This is a genomic window from Pseudomonas sp. PA1(2017), assembly GCF_001945375.1.
In the GTDB taxonomy this organism is placed as follows: Bacteria; Pseudomonadota; Gammaproteobacteria; order Pseudomonadales; family Pseudomonadaceae; genus Aquipseudomonas.
Genome location: NZ_MSXU01000001.1, coordinates 280,076 through 302,138, shown reverse-complemented (window position 1 = coordinate 302,138; position 22,063 = coordinate 280,076). Strand labels below are relative to the sequence as shown.

Here is a 22,063-nt window from a genome sequence, read left to right as displayed (position 1 = left end):
CGCTCTCCATGCGCGCTAAAGGCGTTCTGCAGGCCGAGGTGGAAATCCTCGTGCCGTTCTTCGACGTGGACATGATGGAAATCGTCTGGCACGGCCACTACGTCAAATACTTCGAGCAGGCCCGATGCGCCCTGCTCGACAAGCTCGACCACGGCTACCCGCAAATGCGCGACAGCGGCTACGCCTGGCCGGTGATCGACCTGCAGCTGCGCTACATCCGTGGCGCCACCTTCGGCCAGCGCATCAGCGTGTGCGCCGACCTGGTGGAATGGGAGAACCGCCTGAAGATCCACTACCTGATCAGCGACACCGCCACCGGCGAACGCATGACCCGCGGCAGCAGCGTGCAGGTCGCGGTGGAGATCGCCAGCCGCGAAATGCAGCTGGCCTCGCCCAAGGTCTTCATCGATGCCGTGCAGCGGGTGATTGGATGAAAGCCCTGGCGCGTTTCTCCCTACTATTCGGCCTGCTGCTCACCGCGTTGAACAGCCAGGCCGAGCCACTGACCCTGGATCAACTGAGCCAGCAACTGTCGCAACACCCCGTGGTGCGCGGCCCGTTCGTGCAGGAAAAGCACCTGCGCGCCCTGCCGCAACCGCTGACCAGCAGCGGCACCTTCGTGCTGGCCGCCGACGCCGGCCTGTTGTGGAAGCTGGAAAAACCGCTCAAGCAGGATTACCGCATCGACGCCAACGGCATCGCCAAGCGCACCGCCGACGGCTGGCAGATGCAACCCGGGCGTGACGTGGCGGCCCAGCAGAGCAAGCTGTTTCTCGACGTGCTCAAGGGCAACCACAGCGGCCTGGCGCGCAATTTCGAGCTGCAGCTCAGTGGCGACGCCAAGGCCTGGACCCTGACCCTGACGCCGACCTCGCTGCTGCTCAAGCAGGTGTTCAGGCGCATCGACATCGGCGGTGGCGAACTGGTCGAGCGCATCGAACTGCACGAAACCCAGGGTGACCGCACCTTGCTGCGCATGCCCGCCAGCATCGCCGGCGACGCCCTGAGCGAACAGGAGCGCAGCGATTTTGCGCGCTGAGCACACCCTGATCGAACGCCGCCTGCCGCGGCTGTTCGCCGTGCTGCTGGTGGCGCTATTGGCGCTGACCGCCTGGCAATGGCGCAACGGCCCGCCGGTAGCGGCCAGCATGCTCGCCCTGCTGCCCAGCGGCGCCGGCGACGCACGCCTGCAACAGGCCGAGGCACGCATGCAGGAACCGATTCAGCACGACCTGCTGGTGCTGGTCGGCCACCCGCAGCGCGAGCGCGCGGTTGCCCTGGCGGCCGAACTGGGTCGCCAATGGCAGGCCAGCGGCCATTTCGAGCAAGTGCGCTGGCAGCTCGACAGCGACCTCGATGCCCTGCGCCAGCACCTGCGCGAAAGCCGCCTGAACCTGCTGCCTGCCGCCGACCGGCAGTTGCTGATCGAGCGACCGGACGCCTTCATCGAGCAACGCGCCGCAGCGCTGTTCGACCCCTTCGCCTCGTTCAGCCTGCTGCCGCCGGAGCAGGACTGGCTCGGCCTGGGCGCCCGCGCCCAGCAGGCACTCAATTTCGGCGGCCGGGTGCAGCCGGATCTGGCCAGCGGCACCCTGCTGGTCAACGAGCCCGGCATGAGCTGGGCCGTGCTGCACCTGCGCAGCCGTGGCGACGCCTTCGACATGCAGGCGCCACTGGTCATCGCCCAGGGCATCGACGCGGCCCGCCAGACCGTCGAGGCCGATGGCGGCCAGCTGCTCGCCACTGGCGGCGCGCTGTATGCCGCCGCCGGCCAGAACAAGGCCATGAGCGAGATGACCCTGATCGGCGGCGCGGCCAGCCTCGGCACCCTGTTGCTGTTGCTGATCGGCTTCCGCCGCCCGCGGGTGCTGCTCAGCCTGCTGCCCATCGGCGTCGCGCTGGTAGCCGGTTGCGCCGCCTGCGTGCTGATCTTCGGGCAGATCAACGCCCTGACCCTGGTGCTCGGCGCCAGCCTGATCGGGGTGGCCGCCGACTACCCGCTGCACTACCTGAGCAAGAGCTGGGGCCACGCCGAATGGCGCAGCTGGAGCGCGCTACGCAGCACCCTGCCGGGCCTGAGCCTGAGCCTGGGCACCAACCTGATCGGCTACCTGGCGCTGGCTTTCACGCCGTTTCCGGCGCTGACCCAGATCGCCGCGTTCTCCGCAGCCGGGCTGATCGGCGCCTACCTGTGCTCCGTGTGCCTGTTGCCTGCCTGGCTGAACGGCATGCGCCTGCGCCCGGCGCCACGCCTGCTGGCCGTCGCGAAGCGCGCGATGAGCTGGCACGGTCGCCTGCGCCAGGGCAGCGGCACCTACTGGCTGCTGGCGCTGTTCCTGGCGTTCTGCGCCGCCGGCATCTGGCAGCTGCACAGCCAGAACGACCTGCGTCAGTGGCTGGGCAAGGACCCCGCGCTGTTCGCCCAGTCGCAACGCATCGTCGAACTCACCGGCCAGCAGCCCACCAGCCAGTTCTTCCTGGTGCGCGCCAACGACGAAGCACAGCTGCTGCAGCGCCAGCAGACGCTCGGCGCGCGGCTCGACGCGCTCGCCAGCAGCGGCCAACTGCGCAGCTACCTGTCTCTTAATCAACTGCTCGCCCCCGCCGACCAATTGCAGGCATCCCGCGAAGCGCTGCGTGCGCTGCCCGCCCACTGGCAGCCGCTCCTGGCGCTGGGCATTCCCGCCGAAACCTTACAGGCCGAGCTGCAGCAATTACTGGCACAACCTCAGGCAAGCCTGGAGCAGGCCCTGGCGAGCCCGCTGGCCGAGCCCTGGCGGGCGCTGTGGCTGGGCCGTGACGAACAGGGTGTGGCCGCCATCGTCAGCCTGCAGGGGCAGACCGACAGCGCCGTGCTGCAAGGCGCCGCGGATGGCCTGGACGGTGTGCAACTGGTCGACCGCCTGGGCGAGCTGAACGGCCTGTTCGCCGCCACCCAGGTCAGCGCCGCCGAACTCAAGCTGATCTCCTGCCTGGCCATCGTGCTGCTGTTGTGCATTCCGTTCGGCCTCGGCGGCGCCTTGCGGGTGGTCTGCCTGCCGCTGCTGGCTGCGCTGGCGGCATTGGCCTGCCTGGGTTGGCTGGGACAGCCGCTGACGCTGTTCAGCCTGTTCGGTTTGCTGCTGATCACCGCCATCGGCGTCGATTACGCCATCCTGATGCGCGAGAACATCGGCGGGCCGGCGGTCAGCCTACTCGGCACGCTGCTATCGGCGGTCTCCAGCTGGCTGTCGTTCGGCCTGCTGCTGATCAGCCAGACGCCCGCCATCGCCAACTTCGGCCTGGCCATCAGCCTGGGCCTGATGTTCTGCTTCCTGCTCTCGCCGTGGGCCGGCACGCAACAGCATGAGGTGAAGGAATGACGATCGCCCTTTGCTGGCTCGCGCTGATCGGCCTGTTCGCGCTGACCACCTGGTTGGGCAAACGCCTGGGTCTGATCGCCATCGTCAGCCAATTGCTGCTGGGTACCTTCGCCCTGCCGTTGCTGCTGTACTGGAGCACGCCGCTGGGCGTCGGCGCCGAGCAACTGCTCGCCCCGGCTTGGCTCAAGCCGCTCTATGGCATCGCCTTCAGCCTGCTGCTGGCGCATATTCTCAGCGACGTGATCGACCTCGACCTACAGGCGGCCAGCCTGAAGATCGCCCTACCGAGCTTCTTCGTACCGTTCTTCTGCGGCCTGGTCTGCGCACTGTGGCTGCTGCCACCGCTGGACAGCCTGACATCCATCGCCATCGGCCTGCTGTTCGCGCTGACGGCGATTCCGGTGCTGTTTCTGTATCTGCAGGATCTCGCCTACCCCGCTGCGCGCACCCGCACGCTGATGCAGGCGGCGATTCTCATGGACTTGCTGTGCTGGTCGATCTTCGCCCTCGCCCAGGGCAGCCGCGACCCCAGCAGCCTGCTGTGGCCGCTGCTGGCAGCGGCCAGCCCGCTGGTGCTGCGCTTGCTCGGTCTGCGCCACGCCGTGCTCAACGGCAGTCTGTTTCTTGGCCTGCTACTGCTCCTCCAGCAACTGGGCTACAACGTGCTGGTGTTCGGTATCGCCTACCTGCTGCTGGCTGCCGCTCTGCGTTTACCGCTGCGCTTGCCGCTGCCGGCCAAGGCCTTCACGGCGCTGCAGACCTGGCTCGCCGTGCCGCTGATTCTTGCCTACGGCCTGCTGCAGATCGACTGGCACGGCCTGGCCGCAGACTTCGGTTTCACTGCCACGCAATTCATCGCGCTGCTTGCATTGCCAGCGATCAGCAAACTCGCCGGTAGCTGGCTGGGGCTTTCGTGGGCGGCAGGTGGCCTGGAGCTGAGCCAGAGCAAATGGCGCGAGAGCATTCTGCTCAATACTCGCGGCCTGACGGAGATCGTCTTTCTCAACCTGCTGCTACATCAGCAGATCATCAGCACCCAACTGTATTTCGCCCTGATGCTCATGGGGCTGCTGTGCACCTTGCTGCCGGCGACCCTGCGCAGATCAACCAAACTCGAGGCAAAGAGCCGCTATGAAGTCTCCTGAAGTCCAACAGCATCAGATCGTCGTAGCCGGTGCCGGCCCGGCCGGCGCGATTGCCGCCGCCATCCTCAAGCGCAAGGGCCACGAGGTGCTGATCCTCGAACGCCAGCGCTTCCCGCGCTTCTCGATCGGCGAGAGCCTGCTGTCGCACTGCCTGGATTTCGTCGAGGAAGCCGGGATGATCGACGCGGTGCGGGCGGCGGGCTTCCAGACCAAGCACGGCGCCGCCTTCGCCTGGGGTGATCGCTACACCGACTTCGATTTCCGCGAGACCTTCACCAAAAGCTTCGGCTCGACCTACCAGGTGCAGCGCGCCGATTTCGACAAGGTGCTGGCCGACGAAGCCGAGCGCCAGGGCGTGACCATCCGCTACGAAGAGGAAATCGTCGCCGTGGACTTCAGCGGCGAGCAGCCGTTGCTGTCGGTACGCCGCCTGACCGACGGCCACGAGTACCAGGTGCGCTGCACCTTCGTGCTCGACGCCAGCGGCTACGGCCGCTTGCTGCCGCGCCTGCTCGACCTCGAACTGCCGTCCAACCTGCCGATGCGCAAGGCGCTGTTCACCCATATCGAAGACCGCATCGACCACCCAGGCTTCGACCGCGAGAAGATCCTCATCACCACCCACGCCAGCCTGCGCGACGTGTGGTTCTGGACCATTCCGTTCAGCAACGGCCGTTGCTCCCTCGGCGTGGTCGGCCTGGCCGAGCGCTTCGACGGCTCCCCCGAGGACATGGACGCCGCGCTCAAGCAGTTCGTCGCCGAAACGCCAAGCCTGGCCAAGGTGCTGGGCAATGCCGTGTGGGACACCCCGGTGCGCGAGATCAAAGGTTACTCGGCCAACGTCAAGGCCCTGCACGGCAAGGGCTTCGCGCTGCTGGGCAACGCTGCCGAATTCCTCGACCCGGTATTCAGCTCGGGCGTGACCATCGCCATGCGTTCGGCGAGCATGGCCGCCAACCTGCTGCATCGCCAGCTGAGCGGCGAAACCGTGGATTGGGAACAAGACTTCGCGATTCCGCTCAAACGCGGCGTCGACACCTTCCGCGTGTATGTCGAGGGCTGGTACGACGGCAGCTTCCAGGACGTCATCTACTACCCCAATGCCTCGCCCGAGATCCGCGCCATGATCAGCTCCATCCTCGCCGGTTATGCGTGGGACGCGCACAACCCCTATGTGGCCGAACCTCGCCGTCGCCTGCGGGTGCTCGCCGAGTTGTGCGCCAGTGCCTAAGGAGATTGCGATGGATCGCGCCGCGTCCACCTACGTCGAAGAAACCGGTTTCGGTTTCTGGTTCCTGCGCAGCCACGTGTGGCAGCACCATGTGCTGCGCGTGGCCGTCGACGACCTGCGCGGGCTGATCGACGGCCCGCTGCCCGTCGCACCGGTGGTGCTGGATGCCGGCTGCGGCCAGGGCAAGTCGTTCTCGCTGCTGCAACGTGCCTTCGCGCCGGCGCGGATCATCGGCCTGGACGCCGACCCGCACAGCCTCGACTGCTCGCGCGCCGAAGCTCAGCGCCTGGGCCTCGACGTGCAACTGATCGCCAGCGACTGCGCGGCGATCCAGTTGCCCGATGCCAGCGTGGACATGCTCTTCTGCCATCAGACCTTTCATCATCTGGTCGAGCAGGAGCAGGCGCTGGCCGAGTTCTGGCGCGTGCTCAAGCCCGGCGGCCTGCTGCTGTTCGCCGAGTCGACCAAGTACTACATCGACACCTGGGTGATCCGCTGGCTGTTCCGCCACCCCATGGAGGTGCAGAAGAGCGCCGCTGAATACCTGGCCATGCTGCGCCAGCAGGGCTTCGAATTCAGCGAACGCAACGTCTCCTATCCGTACCTATGGTGGAGTCGCTCGGAGGATTTCGGCTTGCTGGAGCGCTGGGGCATCCGCAAGGCCAAGCCGTTCGGCCAGCGCAACGAGACCCTGGTCAACGCCGCGGTGCGCAAACCGCTGGAGCCGGCATGAAACACCTGCTGACCCTTGCCTGCATCCTGCTGCTGACGGCCTGCGCCGCCCGCACGCCGCTGCCCGCCACCACGCCGCAATTGGCGCAGCCGCTGCCGATGTCGCTGCAGGTCAGCACCGCCGATGGCCAGGACTGGCTGCTGGTGATCCAGGCCGAGGGCGAGGCCCTGCGCTGGTCGTTGTTCGACCCCCTTGGCGTCCCGCTGGCCCGGCAATCGCTGGCAGGCGGCGCCTGGCACAATGACGGCCTGCTGCCACCCAACCCCGCGGCCCGCGAGTTGTTCGCCGCCCTGCTGTTCGCCCTCACCCCGGACGCTCAACTGGCCGGCAGTTATGCCGATAAAGGCTGGCGACAAGGCGCCGAGGGGCGCCAGCTGGCCCCTGACTGGCGTATCCGCTATGGCGCCGGGCAGGCCATCGAACTGAGCAATGCCACGCAGCAGTACCGCGTGCGCCCGCTGGAGACGCAACCATGATCGCTCGACTCGACGCCCTCGGCGTGATCTGCGCCCTCGGCCAGGGCAAGCAGGCGGTGGCCGATGCTCTGTTCGCCGGCGACACCCGCGGCATGCGCCGCCAGGCCGGCTGGATTCCCGAGCGCAGCGTGACCGTTGGCGCGGTCGAGACGCCCTTGCCGGAGATCCCCGCCGGCCTCGAGCACGCCGACAGCCGCAACAATCGCCTGCTGCTCGCCGCCGCCCGGGAGATCGAGGACGACATCCGCGCCGCTATCGCCCGCTACGGCGCCAGCCGCATCGCCGTGGTGCTCGGCACCAGCACCTCGGGCATCGCCGAAGCCGGCGAGCACATCGCCGAGTACGTACACGACGGCGAGCTGCCGGCCGCCTACCGTTACAGCCGCCAGGAGATCGCCGCGCCAGCCAATTTCCTGGCTGACTGGCTGGACCTCAGCGGCCCGGTCTATTGCCAGTCCACGGCTTGCACCTCCAGCGGCCGCGCCCTGCTCGCCGCCCAGCGCCTGCTGCGCATGGGCGTGTGCGACGCGGTGCTGTGCGGCGGCGTGGACAGCCTGTGCAAACTGACCCTGAACGGCTTCGCCAGCCTGGAGGCGGTATCCGACGAGCGCTGCAACCCGTTCTCGGTCAACCGGCACGGCATCAATATCGGCGAGGCTGCCGCGTTGTTCCTGATGACCCGCGCGGAGCAGGGCCCCGGCATCGGCCTGTTCGGCGGCGGCGCCACCTCCGACGCCCACCATATTTCCGCCCCCCACCCCGAGGGCCTCGGCGCCCAGCAGGCGATGCGCCAGGCACTGGCCGCCGCCGGGGTGGCCGCCGAACAGATCGGCTACCTCAACCTGCATGGCACCGCCACCACGCACAACGACGCCATGGAAAGCCTGGCCGTGCAGGCGCTGTTCCCGGCGGGCGTGGCCTGTTCGTCGAGCAAACCGCTGACCGGCCACACCCTGGGCGCTGCCGGCGCTCTGGAGGCGGCCTTCTGCTGGCTGACCCTGTCGGCCTACAACACCGCCAATCGCCTGCCGCCGCACATCTGGGACGGCCAGGCCGAAGCGCACCTGCCGCGACTCGATCTGGTCAGCGCAAACGCCAACCGACAGTTGCCAAGCCCCGGCCGGCGTTATCTGATGAGCAATTCGTTCGCCTTTGGCGGCAACAACATTTCCTTGATCCTGGGAGACCTTTCGTGAGTGTCTGGCCCGTCGCCGAGCTGGTGCCCCACGCTGGCGACATGATTCTGATCGACGAGGTGCTGGCGTTCGGCGCCGACCATATCGACACCCGCCTGGTGGTACGCCCTGGCGGCCTGTTCAGCCAAGCCGACGGCAGCCTGCCGGCTGCGGTGGGCATCGAGCTGATGGCCCAGAGCGTGGCCGCGTTCGCCGGCTGCCACGCCCGTGAACAAGGCCTGCCGGTGGAACTCGGCTTTCTGCTCGGCACCCGCAACTTCACCTGCAACGTGGACCGTTTCCCGGCTGGCAGCACCCTGCTGATCCACGCCAATCGGTCGCTGCAGGACGACAACGGCATGTGCGTGTTCGAATGCCGCCTCGAAGGCCCGGACATCCTGGTCGAAGCGCGGCTCAACGTGTTCCAGCCCCGTGACGTGTCCACCTATATCCAAGAACCCCCACTTCAGGAGCCGTCCCAATGAGCGAGACCATTCTGGTCACCGGATCGAGCCGCGGTATCGGCCGTGCCATCGCCCTGCGCCTGGCGCGCGCCGGTTTCGACCTTGTGCTGCACTGCCGCTCGCGCCGCGACGAGGCCGAAGCGGTACAGCGCGAGATCGAGGCCATGGGCCAGAAGGCGCGCATCCTGCAGTTCGACGTGGCCGACCGGGCAACCTGCCGCAACGCACTGGAAACCGACGTGGAAAGCCATGGTGCTTACTACGGCGTGGTGTGCAACGCCGGGTTGACTCGCGACGGCGCCTTCCCGGCACTCGGCGAGGAGGACTGGGATGTGGTGCTGCGCACAAATCTGGATGGTTTCTACAACGTGCTGCACCCACTGACGATGCCGATGGTGCGTCGTCGCAAGCCAGGGCGTATCGTCTGCATCACCTCGGTTTCCGGGCTGATCGGCAACCGCGGCCAGGTCAACTACAGCGCCTCGAAAGCCGGCATCATCGGTGCCGCCAAGGCCCTGGCAATCGAGCTGGGCAAACGCAAGATCACCGTCAACTGCGTGGCCCCTGGGCTGATCGACACCGAGATTCTCGACGAGCACGTACCGCTCGAGGAGATTCTCAAGATGGTACCGGCCGCGCGCATGGGCACCCCGGAAGAAGTGGCCGGCACGGTGAATTTCCTGATGTCCGAAGAGGCGGCCTACATCACCCGCCAGGTGATCGCCGTGAACGGCGGTCTGTGTTGAAAGAGAGCGAAGTGGCATGAAACGCGTAGTCGTTACCGGCATGGCCGGCATTACCTCCCTGGGCGATAGCTGGGACAGCATCGCGGCGAACTTCCGCGCCAACCGCAGCGGCATTCGCGTGATGCACGAGTGGGATCGCTTCAGCGAGCTGAACACCCGCCTGGGCGGCCCGGTCGACGACTTCGTCGTGCCCACCCACTGGACCCGCAAGCAGCTGCGCAGCATGGGCCGCGTGTCACGCCTGTCGGTGTACGCCGCCGAACGCGCCCTGGCCCACGCCGGATTGCTCGAAGACGAAAGCATCAAGGATGGGCGCATGGGCGTGGCCTGCGGCTCGTCCACCGGCAGTACCGACGAGATCAAGGCGTTCGGCAACATGCTGCTCAATTCGGTGGCCGACGGCCTCAACGCCAACTCCTACATCCGCATGATGCCGCACACCACGGCGGCCAACATCAGCATCTTCTTCGGCCTCACCGGCCGGCTGATCCCCACCTCCAGCGCCTGCACCAGCGGCAGCCAGGGCATCGGCTACGCGTACGAGGCGATCAAGTTCGGCCGCCTGCCGCTGATGCTCGCCGGCGGCGCCGAGGAGCTGTGCCCGACCGAAGCTATGGTGTTCGACGCGCTGTACGCCACCAGCCTGAAGAACGACGCACCACACACCAGCCCGCGCCCTTACGACAGCGGCCGTGACGGCCTGGTGATCGGTGAAGGCGCCGGCATGCTGGTGCTCGAGGAGCTGGAACACGCCCTGGCGCGCGGCGCCACCATCCACGCCGAGATCGTCGGCTTCGGCTGCAATGCCGATGGCCAGCACGCCACCAAGCCGGTGCAGAGCACCATGCGCCGGGCCATGGAGCTGGCCCTGGAAGATGCCGCGCTGACGCCCGAGGCCATTGGTTACGTCAATGGTCACGGCACCGCCACCGAACAGGGCGACGTCGCCGAAACTCAGGCCACCAGCAGCCTGTTCGGCCCGCGCATGCCGATCAGCTCGCAAAAGAGCTACTTCGGCCACACCCTGGGCGCCTGCGGCGCGCTGGAGTCCTGGTTCAGCATCGAAATGCTCAACCGCGACAGTTACGTGCACACCCTCAACCTGGAGCACATCGACCCGGCCTGTGGCGAGCTCGACTACCTGCGCGGCGAGTTCCGCGAGATGAGCCACGAATACGTGATGAACAACAATTTCGCCTTTGGCGGGGTCAATACGTCGCTGATCTTTCGCCGCTGGCGCTGATTTTTCTCAAGACAAGGACCAAGGATGATGTCTCGCCTCAACCGCTTCGCCCTGCTCGCCGCACTGCTGCTGGGCATTACCGCCTGTACCTCGAAACCGGTGCTGAATATCACCAGCAGTGCGCCGCCCGCCATAGTGAAGAGCGAGGACGACATGCGCCGGGCGATCCTCACCGCCCTGCAACGCCGGCAGTGGACGGTGGAGCGCGCCGACCGCGGGCAGATCATGGCGCTGATCACCCGCCGCAGCCATCAGGCCGAAATCACCATTCCCTACAGCGCGTCGGGCTACTCGATCCGCTACCGCGACAGCCACAACCTCGATTACCGCAAAGGCAAGATCCACCGCAACTACAACAAGTGGGTCCGCAATCTCGACCGCAGTATCCAGCAGGAACTGCAAAGCCCCTCCCTTCCCATGCCCCAGTAACACCCCAGGAGAAACCCGATGAACGCGAAACGCTTGACCGCTGCTGCACTGCTCACCGCCGCCCTGCTACCCGCCGTCAGCCAGGCCCGTGACACCGCCCACTTCCTCGACTTCCAGTCGGTGGTCAACGAAGCCACCCAGGCCGGTCGCCTCGACGGCTCGGTGAAGTTCTACCTGAACAAGACCCCGGCCGGCGCCAAGATCATCAACGCCAACGTCACCACCAGCCAGAAGACCAACGCCTTCAACAAGACCGACGAAGCCGCCTGCAGCTGGGCGCTGCAATCGGCGCTGATCAAACTGCAGAACTCGGCCAAGGCGGCAGGCGCCAACGCCGTGGTCGACCTGGCCAGCAACTACAAGAACAAGGAATACCGCGACAGCGGCAAGTACGAATGCCACGCCGGCGCCATCATGGCCGGCGTTGCGCTGAAGGGTAAATACGCGAGCGTCAAGTAAGCCCGTGATGCGCCGCAAGCACAGCCTTGCGGCGCGTCGGCTCAGAAGATGAAGGGCACGAACATCCGGCTGCGCGCCATGTAGTCGCGGTAGGCGTCGCCGAAATAGGCCAACGACTCACGCTCCTCGACGCGCGCGGCGAGCCACAGCAGCACGCTGGACGCGACTGCCAGCAGCATGACGAGGGTGGTCGGCTGCTTCCAGGCGATACCCCAGGCGAGCAGCAGCAGCGAGCAGTACATCGGATGGCGGATGTAGCCGAAGATGCCGCTGGTAACCAGTTGCGAGGTACGCTCGAAGGCGAACAGTTCGTCGTCCTGACGGCGCTCGTCGGCACGCCCGAAGCGGCGCATCTGGTAGACGCCGGCGAACAGCACAGCCAGCGAGGACGTCAGCAACACCCAGGAAATCTGCTGATGCACGGCGGCGCGGTCCTCGAACCAGAACGGCGCGTTGAGCACCAGCATCACCAGCATCACCTCCCAGGCGAAGTAGCGATAGAAGCCGTGGCTGCGCGGGTTGCCCAGCGAGCGCCAGGAGACGAGCGTCAGGGCGATGCTCAGCCCCACGAAAACCAGTAATTGCCAACCGCTCACTCGCTTGCTCCCCAATACCCTCTGTTACACTGCTGCGCTCGCTTAGCAGCCCGCCGCCAGACGCCCGCCATGGATCGCACCCAACTGCACTCACTGCTGCCGCACCAGGGCCAGGCACTCTGGCTGGATGCCCTGCTCGACCACGATGCCACCGGCATTCGCGGCCTGAGCGGCTGGCAGCATCTGCAGAACCTCGGCGAGAACGCCTCGCCGAGCCTGTTGTTCGAGGCCGCTGCCCAGTTGTGCGCTGCGCATGGTGCCTTATACGGCAGCGACAGCGCCATCGAAATGGCCCTGGTCGGCAAACTCTCCCAGTTGCAGCTGCACTATCACCCCACCCGGCGTGAAGGCGCCCTGCTGGTCAGCGCGACCCAGGAAGCCCTGAGCCCGGCCGGCGCGCTCTACGCTTTCAGCGTGCAGGAAGGCGAGCGCCTGCTGCTGGATGGCAAGCTGCTGCTGGTGCTCGTCCGTGCTTGAACTCAGCCGCCTCGCTTATCGCTACCCCGGCGCCGGGCAACCGGCGCTGCACGGCATCGACCTGCACCTGCATGCCGGCCAGTGCCTAGGGCTGCTGGGCAGCAACGGCGCCGGCAAGACTACCCTGCTGTCGCTGCTCAGCGGCGTGCTGCAGCCGCTGGATGGGCAGATCGCCTGGCACGGCGAGCGGCGCCTGGGCCTGGTGCCCCAGCAGTTGGCCTTCTACGCCGGGCTGAAGGTGCGGGAGAACCTCGCGCTGTTCGCCGATCTTTACCGATTGCGCGGCAGCGAGCGGCGCCAGCGCCTGGAACGCTGCATCGCCAGCACGGCCTTGGTAGACAAGCTCGAGCGCCGCGCCGAATGCCTGTCCGGCGGTGAGCAGCGGCGCCTGAACTTCGCCATCGGTCTGTTGCAACCGGCCGATCTGTACCTGTTCGACGAGGCCACGGTGGGCGTCGATGCCGCCAGCCGGCAGTTGCTGCTCGACACCGTGCAGCAGCTGACCGCCGACGGCAAGGCGGTGATTTACACCAGCCATTACCTGGACGAAGTGGAAAAGGTCGCCGACCGCATTCTGCTGCTGCACGAAGGCCGTGTGCAGCTGGATGTCGATACGCACCAGTTGCTCGGTGACCAGCCGGGGCTGTTTCTGGAGTGGCCCGAACGCGTGCCCGAGGCGTTGCCGGCGCTGTTGGCCGAGCTCCGCCTGAGCGCGGAGTTCACGCCCAACGGCCTGCGCATCGCCGCGCTGAACGTGGAGCAGTTGCTGGCGATCACCCGCTTCATCGCCGCACAGCCGCAAACGCCCAGCCTGCTGCGCTTCGGTCGGCCGTCCCTGGAGCAGCTTTACCTGCGCCTCAACGGAGGTCGCCTGTGAGACTGCGCGCCCTGGTTCGCAAGGAAATTCTCCTGCTGGTTCGCGACCCCCACGCGCTGGCCGTGCTGTTCATCATGCCGACGCTGTTCCTGGTGATCATGGCCGGCGCCATGTCCAGCTACCTGCAGGACCGCCTGCCGCCACTGCAACTGGTGCTGCAAACCCCGCAGCCCAGCGAGTCGAGCCGCTTCTTTCACGACGCTCTGCAGGCGCAACTGCCGGACAGCCAGCTGCTGGACGATGGGCCGGCGCAGATGGCGCGCATCAGCCTGCCCGCGGACTTCGACGAGAGGCTGCTGGACACCCCTCACCAGGGCCCGGCGCTGAGCTTTCCGACGCAGTTCGACCGCCTGTCGCGCCAGCGCCTGCACGCTGCGGTAACCATCGCCCTGGCGCAGACCCGGCTGCTCGCGTATCTGCAGGACAGCGGCGCCCTGGAACAAGGCCTCACCCGCGATGAGCAGCTCGAACTGGTCCAGCAGCGCACCGAGAGCCGCATCGACGAGCAGGAACGCCTGGCCAGCGGCGACCTCAGCGCCCAGGCCAACGCCACACAGATGAGCGTGCCGGCCTGGCTGATCTTCGGCATGTTCTTCGTGGTGCTGCCGATGGCCGGCAGCTTCCAGCGCGAACAACAAAGCGGCGCGCTGCTGCGCTTCCGCTGCCTGGGCATGGGGCTCGGCACCCTGGCGGCGAGCAAGGTGCTGCCGTACCTGGCCATCAACCTGGTGCAGTTCGCGGTGCTGCTGACGATCGGCGTGCACGGGCTGCCACTGGCCGGCCTGCCCGCGCTGGAACTCAACGGCAGCCTGCTCGCCTACGCCATGCTGGCCGTCAGCATCGCCCTGGCCACCAGCAGCCTGGGCCTGTTGCTGGCCGCTCTGGCGCGCAGTAGTGAACAAGCCCTATTGCTTGGCGGCGGGATCAATATCATCCTCGCAGCCATCGGCGGCATCATGGTGCCCAAGAGCGTGATGCCCGAGGCCATGCGCCAGCTGGCGGAAGTGTCGCCGATGAGCTGGGCACTGGACGCCTTCCTTACCCTGCTGGTGGGCCACGGCTCACTGAACGACGTAGCCCCGTGGTGCGCTCGCCTGTTGCTGTTTGCAGCGGTGGCCGGTGCCGGGGGCTTGTTCCTGTTCCACAAACGAGTACAGCAAACGCAATGGACCACACACTACTAGAAGAAAAGCTCAAGCAATTGCTGATTCGCGAGTGCGACAAGGAAGACGACATCGACTGGCAAAGCATCGCAGACGACGAGCCGTTGTTCGGCCAGCAGAGCCGCATCCAGATGGACAGCCTGGACGCCCTGCAGGTCTCCTTGGCGCTGCAGCAGCACTACGGTGTGCGCATCGAAGGGGCCAAGGACGGTCGGCGCATTCTCAACAGCATCGCCAGTATCGCGGCCTTCATCAGGCAGCAGCAGTGACGCCCGTTTACCTGCAGCGAGGCGCGCTGCACAGCGCCCTCGGCGCCGATCTGTGCGCCGCCAATACAGCCCTGCGCAGCGGCGCGAAGCCGCAGGCCAGTACCGTGCTGCTGCATGAATTGCAGGAACCGCGCCCGTACCTTGCCGTGGCCGGCGATGAAAGCCTAGACGAGCATTTCGACCGGCTGCTCCGCGAAACCCTAGGCGGCGACCCCGGCGCAACGGACGACTGCCTGCTGATCGTCGCCAGCACCAGCCTGGACATTGACGAGCTGGAGGCGCTCGCCGCGCAGCAGGGCGGCTTCCACCCGAGCCACTCGACCTCCCTCGACCTGCTCGCCGAACGGCTGCGCGTGCGCTTCGGCTTCGCCGATGCCTTCACCCTCAACACCGCCTGCACCAGCGCCGCCAACGGCCTGCTCTACGGTGCCCGAATGCTCGGCGCCGGGCTCTATCGCCGGGCTCTGGTGTTGGCCTTCGAAACCCCCAGTGCCATTGCCCAACAAGGCTTTGGCGCCCTGGGCCTGGTCTCGCCGAGTGGCGATTACCGACCCTTCCACCCGCAGCGCGATGGCCTGGTGTTGGGTGAAGCCTACGCGGCCACGCTGCTGGCACTCGAACCGGGCCCGGCACCACTGGCCCGCCTGCTGGGCGGCTTCAGCGCCTGCGACACCAGCAGCCTGACCAATACCCGCGAAGACGGCAGCCATATCGAGTGGGTGATGCGCGAAGCCTTGCGCAGCGCCGGTATCGACGCCGCGCAGATCGACCTGGTCAAACCCCATGGCACCGCCACCGGCGCCAACGATCGCGCCGAAAGCAACGGGGTGCGCCTGCTGTTCGGCGAAGCGCTGCCGCCCCTCTGTGTGCTCAAGCCCTGGCTCGGCCATACCCTGGGCGCCTGCGGCCTGACCGAAACCCTGCTGTTGGTGGAAAACCTCGCCCACCTGCCCGCCTGCGACTACGCCATGGACGCCCTGCTGCCCCTGCCCGATCAGCCCCTGGCGGTCGCCGAGTGCAGCCTGCTGCTGGCCAATTTCTTCGGTTTCGGCGGCAACAACGCCAGCCTGGTGCTGCAACGCTGCGCAGGAGACGCACCATGAGCCATACCATCGCGGCCTGCAGCGTACGCGGGGATTTGGAAAACACCGACAAGGACCTCAAGGCCGCGCTGATCAACTGGCTGCCGAGTGCGCCACGGCGGATCGACCGGCTGATCCTGCAGGCCCTGCTGTGCACCGCACCGCTCAAGGCCAAGATACGCCGTGACTGCGGCCTCTACCTGGCCTCGCGCCACCCGGCGAGGGGCACCATGGGCTCACTGCTCGACAGCGTGTGCGTGCACCAGCTGCAGCCCAAGCCCTTCGAGTTCGTCAACAGCGTCAGCAATGCCGCCGGCTTTCACGTCGCAGCGCAACTGGAGCTGGAAGGGCCGAACCTGTTCATCGGCGCCGGTCCGCACGTATGGAAGCACCTGCAGGCATTGGCTGGGCTTGATCTAGCCGACGGCCTGATCGGCCAGGCGCTGCTGGTGCTGATCGATGAAGACCAGGCCTTCGAGGCTCAGGCGGTGTTGATCGAGGGATCAAGCCAGACAACTGATTTTGCCGGGCTGACGGCGGGAATCGATGTGCTGCAGTTGCAGCTGTAACGCAGCGGGCGTTTGGCTGGCTCTAACTTTTTGATGTTTCTCCTACACGGGAATAACAGGCGACACAAATCGCCCCTTCAGGAGGCCGAATGGAGTCGTTGTGCAGGGGGACGAGCCGCATGGATGCGGCGAGAGGCCTGATGGGCCATGGATGGCCCTTCCAGGCCGGCCCCCGGAACAACGATGGAGTGAGGGAACCCCGGCGAAGCCGGGGCCGAATGTCGGGGCTAGACCTTTTGGTTACTTTTGGGGCGATGCCAAAAGTAACCCGCTCGTCAGAGCGGAACCGAACGCAAGAGCAATTCGATAACTCTGGCAAATCACAGCTCAAGCATGTGAAGCGGGCTGTTCAGAAAACTCGAGGCTAAAGCGGATCGCCGCCCGGCCTATCCTACAAAAGCTCCGCACCGACCCTCCTACAGCCTTATCTCAGACCCTACGCTTGGCCCAAGCCCCCAACTCTTTCATCAACACTCGCTCCTGATCGGCAATCCCCCGCAGCATCTCGGCAATCGGCCTGAAGTCCGGCGCTTCGCCCTTGCTGCGGCTGGCGCGCACACAGGCCGAGGCGAACTGGCGCCAGTCGTCGCCCACGGTGGTCATACGCGTCGAGGCCTCGCACAATGTGGCGTCGCCGATCTTCTCGCCGGCCTCCTGCAGGAAGCTGGCGTACATGAAGCGAAAACCAGCGCCGCCGGTGCCGATCTCTTCCTGCATGCGCACGATGTGGGTGAGGTAGAGGCGGTTGTACTTGCTCTGGGCCGGGTCGAGCGACTCGACGCATTTGGCCAGGTGACGAATGCCACGGATGCCGATCCAGGGCAGCGGCATGCCGTCGAGGATCCGCGAGGTGGACAGCACGCTCTGGCGAATCAACCGCTGCCAGTCCTGTTCCTGCGGCACGTCGTCCAGGTAATACATCAGCCCCTTGGCCGCCAGCGCCCCTTTGGCGAAGCGGGCCTTTTGCAGGTCCTCGGCGGCGCAGCGCACCGGCGCCTCGAACACCGGGTCGCTGAGCAGGTACTCGTCGCCCTCGCGCCCGTAGGCCAGCAGGTTATGGGCGTTGAAGTGAAAGCGCATCTCCGGCGGAAAGTACGGCAGCCAGAACACCGAGCTCTGCAGGCCAGCCAGGCGCCCGCTGTCCAGCGCTGCGTTCAACGCAGTACGGCCCTGCTCGGGATTGCTGAACGTACGGCTGGTCAGGCGCACCCCGAGGCGCTTGCTGAGGGTCTTGATCAGGTGCCGCGGCGGCATGCGGTAGGCGATCAGCGGCATGCCACCAAGCTTGACGATCGGCAAGTAGGCGAACGCCAGGCCCGAAGCCAAACCGAACGCCATCGGCTCGCTCATCGGCAGGCCGGCATGGGTCAGCAAGCTGGCCATCACGCCACTTTCGCAGTGGGCACTCTGACGGTGCTCGAAGGCGGTCATGGCAGTTCCTTCTGATAACGGCGCAGTTCGTCGACGCTCAGGCCGAAGGCTTCGGCATAGCGGGCCAGCAGCGCATTGCTCAGGCGCCGGTAGACTTCGGGTCGAAAATGCCGACGCACACGCCACTGCCAGAGCCCGGCGATCTGCGCGAGCGCCGCTTCGTCCATGCGATAGCGATACATCAGGCACTTGAGCGGCGACACCTCGCCGCGCTGCCAGGCGGCATGGGCCTCGGCTTCCTGGGCCTGCAGCTCGGCGACGGCCAGTTGGGTGGAATAGGACTCGGGCTCCCAGCCGGCGCTCTGCGCCCCCTGGTAATGCCCTTTGTCATCGACGGCGTAAAGCAGCTTGCTGTGCCCGCCGTAGGCGGAATCCGGGTCCTGGGGAACGTCTTCAAGCTTCATTGCCGACCACCGTCAGATGCATGAATGCACTGGAGAAACGCCCACTTTCCGGCACGTAGCAGAGCAATTTCTGGCCACTGCGCAGGTGCCCGCCATTGAACAGCTCTTCGAGGATGATGAAGATCGACGCTGCACCGGTATTGCCCTTGCTGGTCAGGTTGGTGAACCAGCGCTCCATGGGAATCGGCAGGTCGACCTCGGCCAGGCCAGCCGCCAGGCGCTCGCGGAAGAACTCGGACGAGTAATGCGGCAGGAGCCAGTCGATGTCCGCTACGCGCAACTCGCGGCGCGCCATGATACGGCGCAGCGCCTCGACCACGGTGAAGCGGACGATGTTGTCGTTGAGCAGCTTGACGTCCTGCTTGATGGCCATCACCGAGCGGTGCGCGCGCTGGTCGGCGTCATAGCGGCTCCAGCCGCGCAGCGCACCGTCCTGCATCTCGGCACCGGCGTACATGCATGCTGGCATCTGGTCGGCGAAGGAGTAGATATCCAGCCAGTCGATGCGCAGGCTCAGGCCGGCCTGGTTGGGTCGGTCCTGCAGTAATACGGCGCCCGCTCCATCGGAAAGCATCCAGCGCAGGAAGTCCTTCTCGAAAGCGATCTCGGGGTGCGTCTCCAGCTCGTCGACGCGGCTCTCGTATTCGGCGTTGAAGTTGCGCGCCTGCATCAATGCCGAAGCCACTTCCGAGCCGCAGGCCACGGCATTACCGCTCTGCCCGCTGGCCACGCTCATCCAGGCGTATTTCAGGGCGGTCATCCCGCATACGCAGATACCGGCGGTGGTCGCCACCTCGCAGGGCGGGTTGCCCAGCTCACCGTGCACCATGACTGCATGGCCGGGCATCACCTGGTCGGGCGACGAGGTGCTGGCGACCAGGCACTCCAGTTCGTCCAGGGTGAAGCCATCGCCGGCCAGACCGCGAATCGCCTCGGCACTGAGCTGGGCGTTGCTCATGCTCGGCTCGCCACTGATCGGGTCGATGACGTAGTGGCGCTGCTGGATGCCATTGCGCCGCAGGATCAGCTTGCGCGCCCGCGACGGCTTGCCGCCGACCATGCCGAGGCGCGACTCCATCTGCTCGTTGCCCACGGGCTCGTGGGGCAGGCAGGCACTGATGCGATTGATGAATACGGGTATTGCCATGAACTTGTCCTCGGCCCGCTTCACTCGCCGGAGGGCCCGGCGAAATAGGCCTTTTCACGCTGGATACGCGCCTTGAACAGCGGCGCCAGCAACTTCTTCAGCACCGCAGTGATCGGCACCACGGTGATGATCAGGCAGATCAGGAAAACGATATAGACGACCAGCCCGGCACCACGGCGACGGCTCTGCTGCGGCCCGAGCGCCGACAGCAGGCGGCTCCACAGGGTGAAGCTGCGATTGCCGACCTTCTCGCTGGCGATCAGCTTTTCATCCACTTTCACCGCGCCCAGGCCGGCGAGCATCGGCTGCTCGATGGGCCGCTCGTCAGCCAGCAGGCGGCGCGTCATGGCATCGCCGAATCGGCTGGCAGCCGCCAGTTCGCCGTCGTCGATACCGGCGCGCGGCACCCAGCTGTAGGGCTTCTGCCGACCGGTGAACATCCACAGGGGCGTGGCCAGAAAGCTGGCCGCCGTGCCGCAGGCATCGGTCAGCACCACGTTGTCGACCAGCCGCGCGCCCAGCGCTTGCAGGCGTGCCTTGACCTTCTCCTGGGCCATAAGCCACATGTTGCGACAGCCGATCAGCGTCACCACCGGCGTCCCCTTGAGCAGCGAGGCGGCCTCGGGGGAGGCGAGAAAGCTGGTGAAGGGCAGCGAGGGCGACAGGAACCACACCTGATAGGCGAGAATGATCAGGTCGTACCGCTTGTCAGCGTCGACGGCCAACGGCAGCAGCGGCTGAGGTTTCATCAGCACGGTTTCCGGAAAGATTCGGAAGAAGCCGAGAAAGGGCCAGGGAAAGGGGAACGGCAGGGCCGGTTGCAGGGCCAGAAAGTCGACCTGGACGCCGTCACTCGTCTGCAAGGGCGCACAGACCGATTGCACCAGGCGGTTCAATTGGCCAGTCTGTGAGAAGTGAACGACGAGAACCTGACGCATTTTTAAAGCGAATCCCTGCAAAATAGGCGGATTATGCCACAGAGACTTCTTCAAATCGTAACCAAACACTGCACGAGCTGTGCAGTGGTTCTCTTGCTCGGCCCGTTATCGGCCCAGGCCGGGGATCTGTTGATACGGGTGGAGGGCAACCACAGCCCGGCCAGGCTGTATCTCGCCCTGGTGGATGCCAGCCAGGACGACTGGCAGCCGATGCTTCGCGAATTGCACGGCGAAGGTGCTCAATTGATCCTCAAGGACGTGCCACCCGGGCGTTTTGCCCTGCAACTCTACCAGGACAGCAACGGCAACGGCCGCCTCGACCTGAGCCCGCGTGGCATCCCCCTGGAACCTGTTGGCTTTTCCAACAACCCCACGTTACTCAAAGGCAAACCCAAACCCCGGGCCGCCGCATTCGAGCATGGCGAGGACGACACGCTGGTCGACATCCGCCTGCACCCAGCCCGCGGCAAGGCGCAGACGGACTGACCGCAATCAGCTGTGGTAAGCGGCCGACAGCTCGTGAACGGCTTCGAGGAAGGCACCCGCGTGAGCCGGGTCGACTTCCGGGGTGATGCCATGGCCCAGGTTGAAGACGTGGCCGCTGCCACTGCCATAACTTTCGAGGATACGTGCGACTTCGGCGCGGATCGCTGCCGGCTTGGCGTACAGCACGGTCGGGTCCATGTTGCCCTGCAGGGCCACCTGGCTGCCGACGCGGCGGCGCGCCTCGCCGATGTCGCAACTCCAGTCCAGGCCCAGCGCGTCGGCGCCGGTGGCCGCCATGGACTCCAGCCACAGACCGCCATTCTTGGTGAACAGGATCACCGGAATCTTGCGGCCATCCTGCTCGCGAATCAGCCCGTCGACGATCTTCTGCATGTAGGCCAGCGAGAACGTCTGGTACGCCGCCGACGACAGGTTGCCGCCCCAGGTATCGAAGATCTGCACGGCCTGGGCACCCGCTCGAATCTGCCCATTGAGGTAGGCGGTCACCGAGCGGGCCAGCTTGTCGAGCAAAGCGTGCATGGCTTCGGGATTGTCGTAGAGCATTGCCTTGATCTTGCGAAAATCCTTCGACGAGCCGCCCTCGACCATGTAGGTCGCCAGGGTCCAGGGGCTGCCGGAAAAGCCGATCAGCGGCACCCGGCCGTTCAGGGCCGACTTGATGGTGCGCACCGCGTCCATCACGTAACCCAGGTCCTGTTCCGGATCGGGAATCGGCAGTGCGTCGATATCGGCAGCGCTGCTGATCACCTTCCTGAAACGCGGGCCTTCGCCGGTTTCGAAATACAAGCCCTGGCCCATGGCATGGGGAATGGTGAGGATGTCGGAGAAGAGGATCGCGGCATCGAGCTGCGGGTAGCGATCGAGGGGCTGCAGGGTGACTTCGCAGGCGAACTCGGGGTTCATCATCAGGCTCATGAAGTCCCCGGCCTTGGCGCGGCTGGCGCGGTATTCGGGCAGATAACGACCGGCCTGGCGCATCATCCACACCGGCGTGACGTCGACGGGCTGCTTGAGCAGGGCGCGAAGGAAGCGGTCGTTCTTCAGGGCAGTCATGGGTATTCCCGGGCAGAAGCGGTGAGCAAAAAGTGCGCACATTGTCGCAGAGCAGGCTTTAAAAGGCACGGAGTGGGACGCCGTGCC

General features: G+C 66.0%; 26 protein-coding genes. 20 read left to right on the top strand and 6 right to left on the bottom strand.

What is annotated here, in order from left to right:
- Positions 1-8 precede the first annotated feature (8 nt).
- The 13 genes from BVH01_RS01365 to BVH01_RS01305 are packed head-to-tail and all read left to right on the top strand — an operon-like array spanning position 9 to position 11,463.
- Positions 9-434, top strand: a complete 426-nt coding sequence (locus BVH01_RS01365) for a thioesterase family protein (protein ID WP_075928617.1) — start codon at positions 9-11, stop codon at positions 432-434.
- On the top strand, positions 431-1,039 hold the full coding sequence (locus BVH01_RS01360; protein ID WP_075928616.1) for an outer membrane lipoprotein carrier protein LolA: 609 nt from the start codon (positions 431-433) through the stop codon (positions 1,037-1,039). The genes BVH01_RS01365 and BVH01_RS01360 overlap by 4 nt, the downstream gene beginning before the upstream one ends.
- Positions 1,029-3,362, top strand: coding sequence for an MMPL family transporter (locus BVH01_RS01355; RefSeq protein WP_075928615.1), 2,334 nt, complete (start codon positions 1,029-1,031; stop codon positions 3,360-3,362). The genes BVH01_RS01360 and BVH01_RS01355 overlap by 11 nt, the downstream gene beginning before the upstream one ends.
- On the top strand, positions 3,359-4,507 hold the full coding sequence (locus BVH01_RS01350) for a sodium:proton antiporter (RefSeq protein WP_075928614.1): 1,149 nt from the start codon (positions 3,359-3,361) through the stop codon (positions 4,505-4,507). Before BVH01_RS01355 ends, BVH01_RS01350 begins: the two co-directional genes overlap by 4 nt.
- Positions 4,494-5,738 carry an NAD(P)/FAD-dependent oxidoreductase gene (locus BVH01_RS01345; protein ID WP_075928613.1) on the top strand — a complete coding sequence of 415 codons (1,245 nt, stop codon included), beginning with the start codon at positions 4,494-4,496 and terminating at the stop codon, positions 5,736-5,738. Before BVH01_RS01350 ends, BVH01_RS01345 begins: the two co-directional genes overlap by 14 nt.
- A 10-nt stretch (positions 5,739-5,748) precedes the next feature.
- Entirely contained in the window at positions 5,749-6,471 is a 723-nt protein-coding gene (locus tag BVH01_RS01340; protein WP_075928612.1) for a class I SAM-dependent methyltransferase, read from the top strand.
- A complete protein-coding gene (locus BVH01_RS01335) occupies positions 6,468-6,947 on the top strand; it encodes a DUF3261 domain-containing protein (RefSeq protein WP_075928611.1) in 480 nt (159 codons plus the stop codon). Before BVH01_RS01340 ends, BVH01_RS01335 begins: the two co-directional genes overlap by 4 nt.
- Positions 6,944-8,143 carry a beta-ketoacyl-[acyl-carrier-protein] synthase family protein gene (locus BVH01_RS01330; RefSeq protein ID WP_075928610.1) on the top strand — a complete coding sequence of 400 codons (1,200 nt, stop codon included), beginning with the start codon at positions 6,944-6,946 and terminating at the stop codon, positions 8,141-8,143. Before BVH01_RS01335 ends, BVH01_RS01330 begins: the two co-directional genes overlap by 4 nt.
- Positions 8,140-8,607: a hotdog family protein gene (locus tag BVH01_RS01325; RefSeq protein WP_139315717.1), complete on the top strand. Its 468-nt coding sequence runs from the start codon at positions 8,140-8,142 to the stop codon at positions 8,605-8,607. Before BVH01_RS01330 ends, BVH01_RS01325 begins: the two co-directional genes overlap by 4 nt.
- The gene (fabG, locus tag BVH01_RS01320; protein WP_075928609.1) at positions 8,604-9,332 is read left to right on the top strand and encodes a 3-oxoacyl-ACP reductase FabG; all 729 of its coding nucleotides are present in this window, start codon (positions 8,604-8,606) and stop codon (positions 9,330-9,332) included. Before BVH01_RS01325 ends, fabG begins: the two co-directional genes overlap by 4 nt.
- A 16-nt stretch (positions 9,333-9,348) precedes the next feature.
- On the top strand, positions 9,349-10,575 hold the full coding sequence (locus BVH01_RS01315; protein ID WP_075928608.1) for a beta-ketoacyl-ACP synthase: 1,227 nt from the start codon (positions 9,349-9,351) through the stop codon (positions 10,573-10,575).
- 27 nt (positions 10,576-10,602) lie between these two features.
- The gene (locus tag BVH01_RS01310) at positions 10,603-11,004 is read left to right on the top strand and encodes a hypothetical protein (RefSeq protein ID WP_177344589.1); all 402 of its coding nucleotides are present in this window, start codon (positions 10,603-10,605) and stop codon (positions 11,002-11,004) included.
- An 18-nt stretch (positions 11,005-11,022) separates the two neighbouring features.
- Entirely contained in the window at positions 11,023-11,463 is a 441-nt protein-coding gene (locus BVH01_RS01305) for an excinuclease (RefSeq protein ID WP_075928606.1), read from the top strand.
- 41 nt (positions 11,464-11,504) lie between these two features.
- Here BVH01_RS01305 and BVH01_RS01300 read toward each other — a convergent pair whose 3' ends face one another.
- A complete protein-coding gene (locus tag BVH01_RS01300; RefSeq protein WP_075928605.1) occupies positions 11,505-12,059 on the bottom strand; it encodes an isoprenylcysteine carboxylmethyltransferase family protein in 555 nt (184 codons plus the stop codon).
- A gap of 69 nt (positions 12,060-12,128) precedes the next feature.
- Here BVH01_RS01300 and BVH01_RS01295 point away from each other — a divergent pair, with 69 nt between their 5' ends.
- Genes BVH01_RS01295 through BVH01_RS01270 form a run of 6 tightly spaced genes read left to right on the top strand, consistent with a single transcriptional unit; the run spans position 12,129 to position 16,496 of the window.
- A complete protein-coding gene (locus BVH01_RS01295; protein WP_075928604.1) occupies positions 12,129-12,536 on the top strand; it encodes a beta-hydroxyacyl-ACP dehydratase in 408 nt (135 codons plus the stop codon).
- Positions 12,529-13,413: an ABC transporter ATP-binding protein gene (locus tag BVH01_RS01290; RefSeq protein ID WP_075928603.1), complete on the top strand. Its 885-nt coding sequence runs from the start codon at positions 12,529-12,531 to the stop codon at positions 13,411-13,413. The genes BVH01_RS01295 and BVH01_RS01290 overlap by 8 nt, the downstream gene beginning before the upstream one ends.
- The gene (locus tag BVH01_RS01285; protein ID WP_075928602.1) at positions 13,410-14,597 is read left to right on the top strand and encodes an ABC transporter permease; all 1,188 of its coding nucleotides are present in this window, start codon (positions 13,410-13,412) and stop codon (positions 14,595-14,597) included. Before BVH01_RS01290 ends, BVH01_RS01285 begins: the two co-directional genes overlap by 4 nt.
- Positions 14,579-14,845: an acyl carrier protein gene (locus BVH01_RS01280; protein WP_075928601.1), complete on the top strand. Its 267-nt coding sequence runs from the start codon at positions 14,579-14,581 to the stop codon at positions 14,843-14,845. The genes BVH01_RS01285 and BVH01_RS01280 overlap by 19 nt, the downstream gene beginning before the upstream one ends.
- Positions 14,842-15,948, top strand: coding sequence for a beta-ketoacyl synthase N-terminal-like domain-containing protein (locus BVH01_RS01275; RefSeq protein ID WP_075928600.1), 1,107 nt, complete (start codon positions 14,842-14,844; stop codon positions 15,946-15,948). The genes BVH01_RS01280 and BVH01_RS01275 overlap by 4 nt, the downstream gene beginning before the upstream one ends.
- Positions 15,945-16,496 (top strand): hypothetical protein, encoded by a 552-nt coding sequence (locus tag BVH01_RS01270; protein ID WP_075928599.1) that lies wholly within the window; start codon positions 15,945-15,947, stop codon positions 16,494-16,496. Before BVH01_RS01275 ends, BVH01_RS01270 begins: the two co-directional genes overlap by 4 nt.
- A gap of 429 nt (positions 16,497-16,925) precedes the next feature.
- On the opposite strand, the gene BVH01_RS01265 is transcribed toward BVH01_RS01270, so the two are convergent.
- The 4 genes from BVH01_RS01265 to BVH01_RS01250 are packed head-to-tail and all read right to left on the bottom strand — an operon-like array spanning position 16,926 to position 20,416.
- The gene (locus BVH01_RS01265) at positions 16,926-17,927 is read right to left on the bottom strand and encodes a BtrH N-terminal domain-containing protein (RefSeq protein WP_075928598.1); all 1,002 of its coding nucleotides are present in this window, start codon (positions 17,925-17,927) and stop codon (positions 16,926-16,928) included.
- Positions 17,924-18,331: a hypothetical protein gene (locus BVH01_RS01260; RefSeq protein WP_075928597.1), complete on the bottom strand. Its 408-nt coding sequence runs from the start codon at positions 18,329-18,331 to the stop codon at positions 17,924-17,926. Before BVH01_RS01260 ends, BVH01_RS01265 begins: the two co-directional genes overlap by 4 nt.
- Positions 18,321-19,478: a beta-ketoacyl-ACP synthase III gene (locus tag BVH01_RS01255; RefSeq protein ID WP_075929108.1), complete on the bottom strand. Its 1,158-nt coding sequence runs from the start codon at positions 19,476-19,478 to the stop codon at positions 18,321-18,323. Before BVH01_RS01255 ends, BVH01_RS01260 begins: the two co-directional genes overlap by 11 nt.
- 20 nt (positions 19,479-19,498) lie before the next feature.
- Positions 19,499-20,416 (bottom strand): hypothetical protein, encoded by a 918-nt coding sequence (locus BVH01_RS01250; RefSeq protein ID WP_075928596.1) that lies wholly within the window; start codon positions 20,414-20,416, stop codon positions 19,499-19,501.
- An 84-nt stretch (positions 20,417-20,500) separates the two neighbouring features.
- Here BVH01_RS01250 and BVH01_RS01245 point away from each other — a divergent pair, with 84 nt between their 5' ends.
- Entirely contained in the window at positions 20,501-20,902 is a 402-nt protein-coding gene (locus BVH01_RS01245; RefSeq protein WP_075928595.1) for a DUF2141 domain-containing protein, read from the top strand.
- A 6-nt stretch (positions 20,903-20,908) separates the two neighbouring features.
- On the opposite strand, the gene hemE is transcribed toward BVH01_RS01245, so the two are convergent.
- A complete protein-coding gene (gene hemE, locus BVH01_RS01240; protein ID WP_075928594.1) occupies positions 20,909-21,976 on the bottom strand; it encodes a uroporphyrinogen decarboxylase in 1,068 nt (355 codons plus the stop codon).
- Between the last annotated feature and the right edge of the window lie 87 nt (positions 21,977-22,063).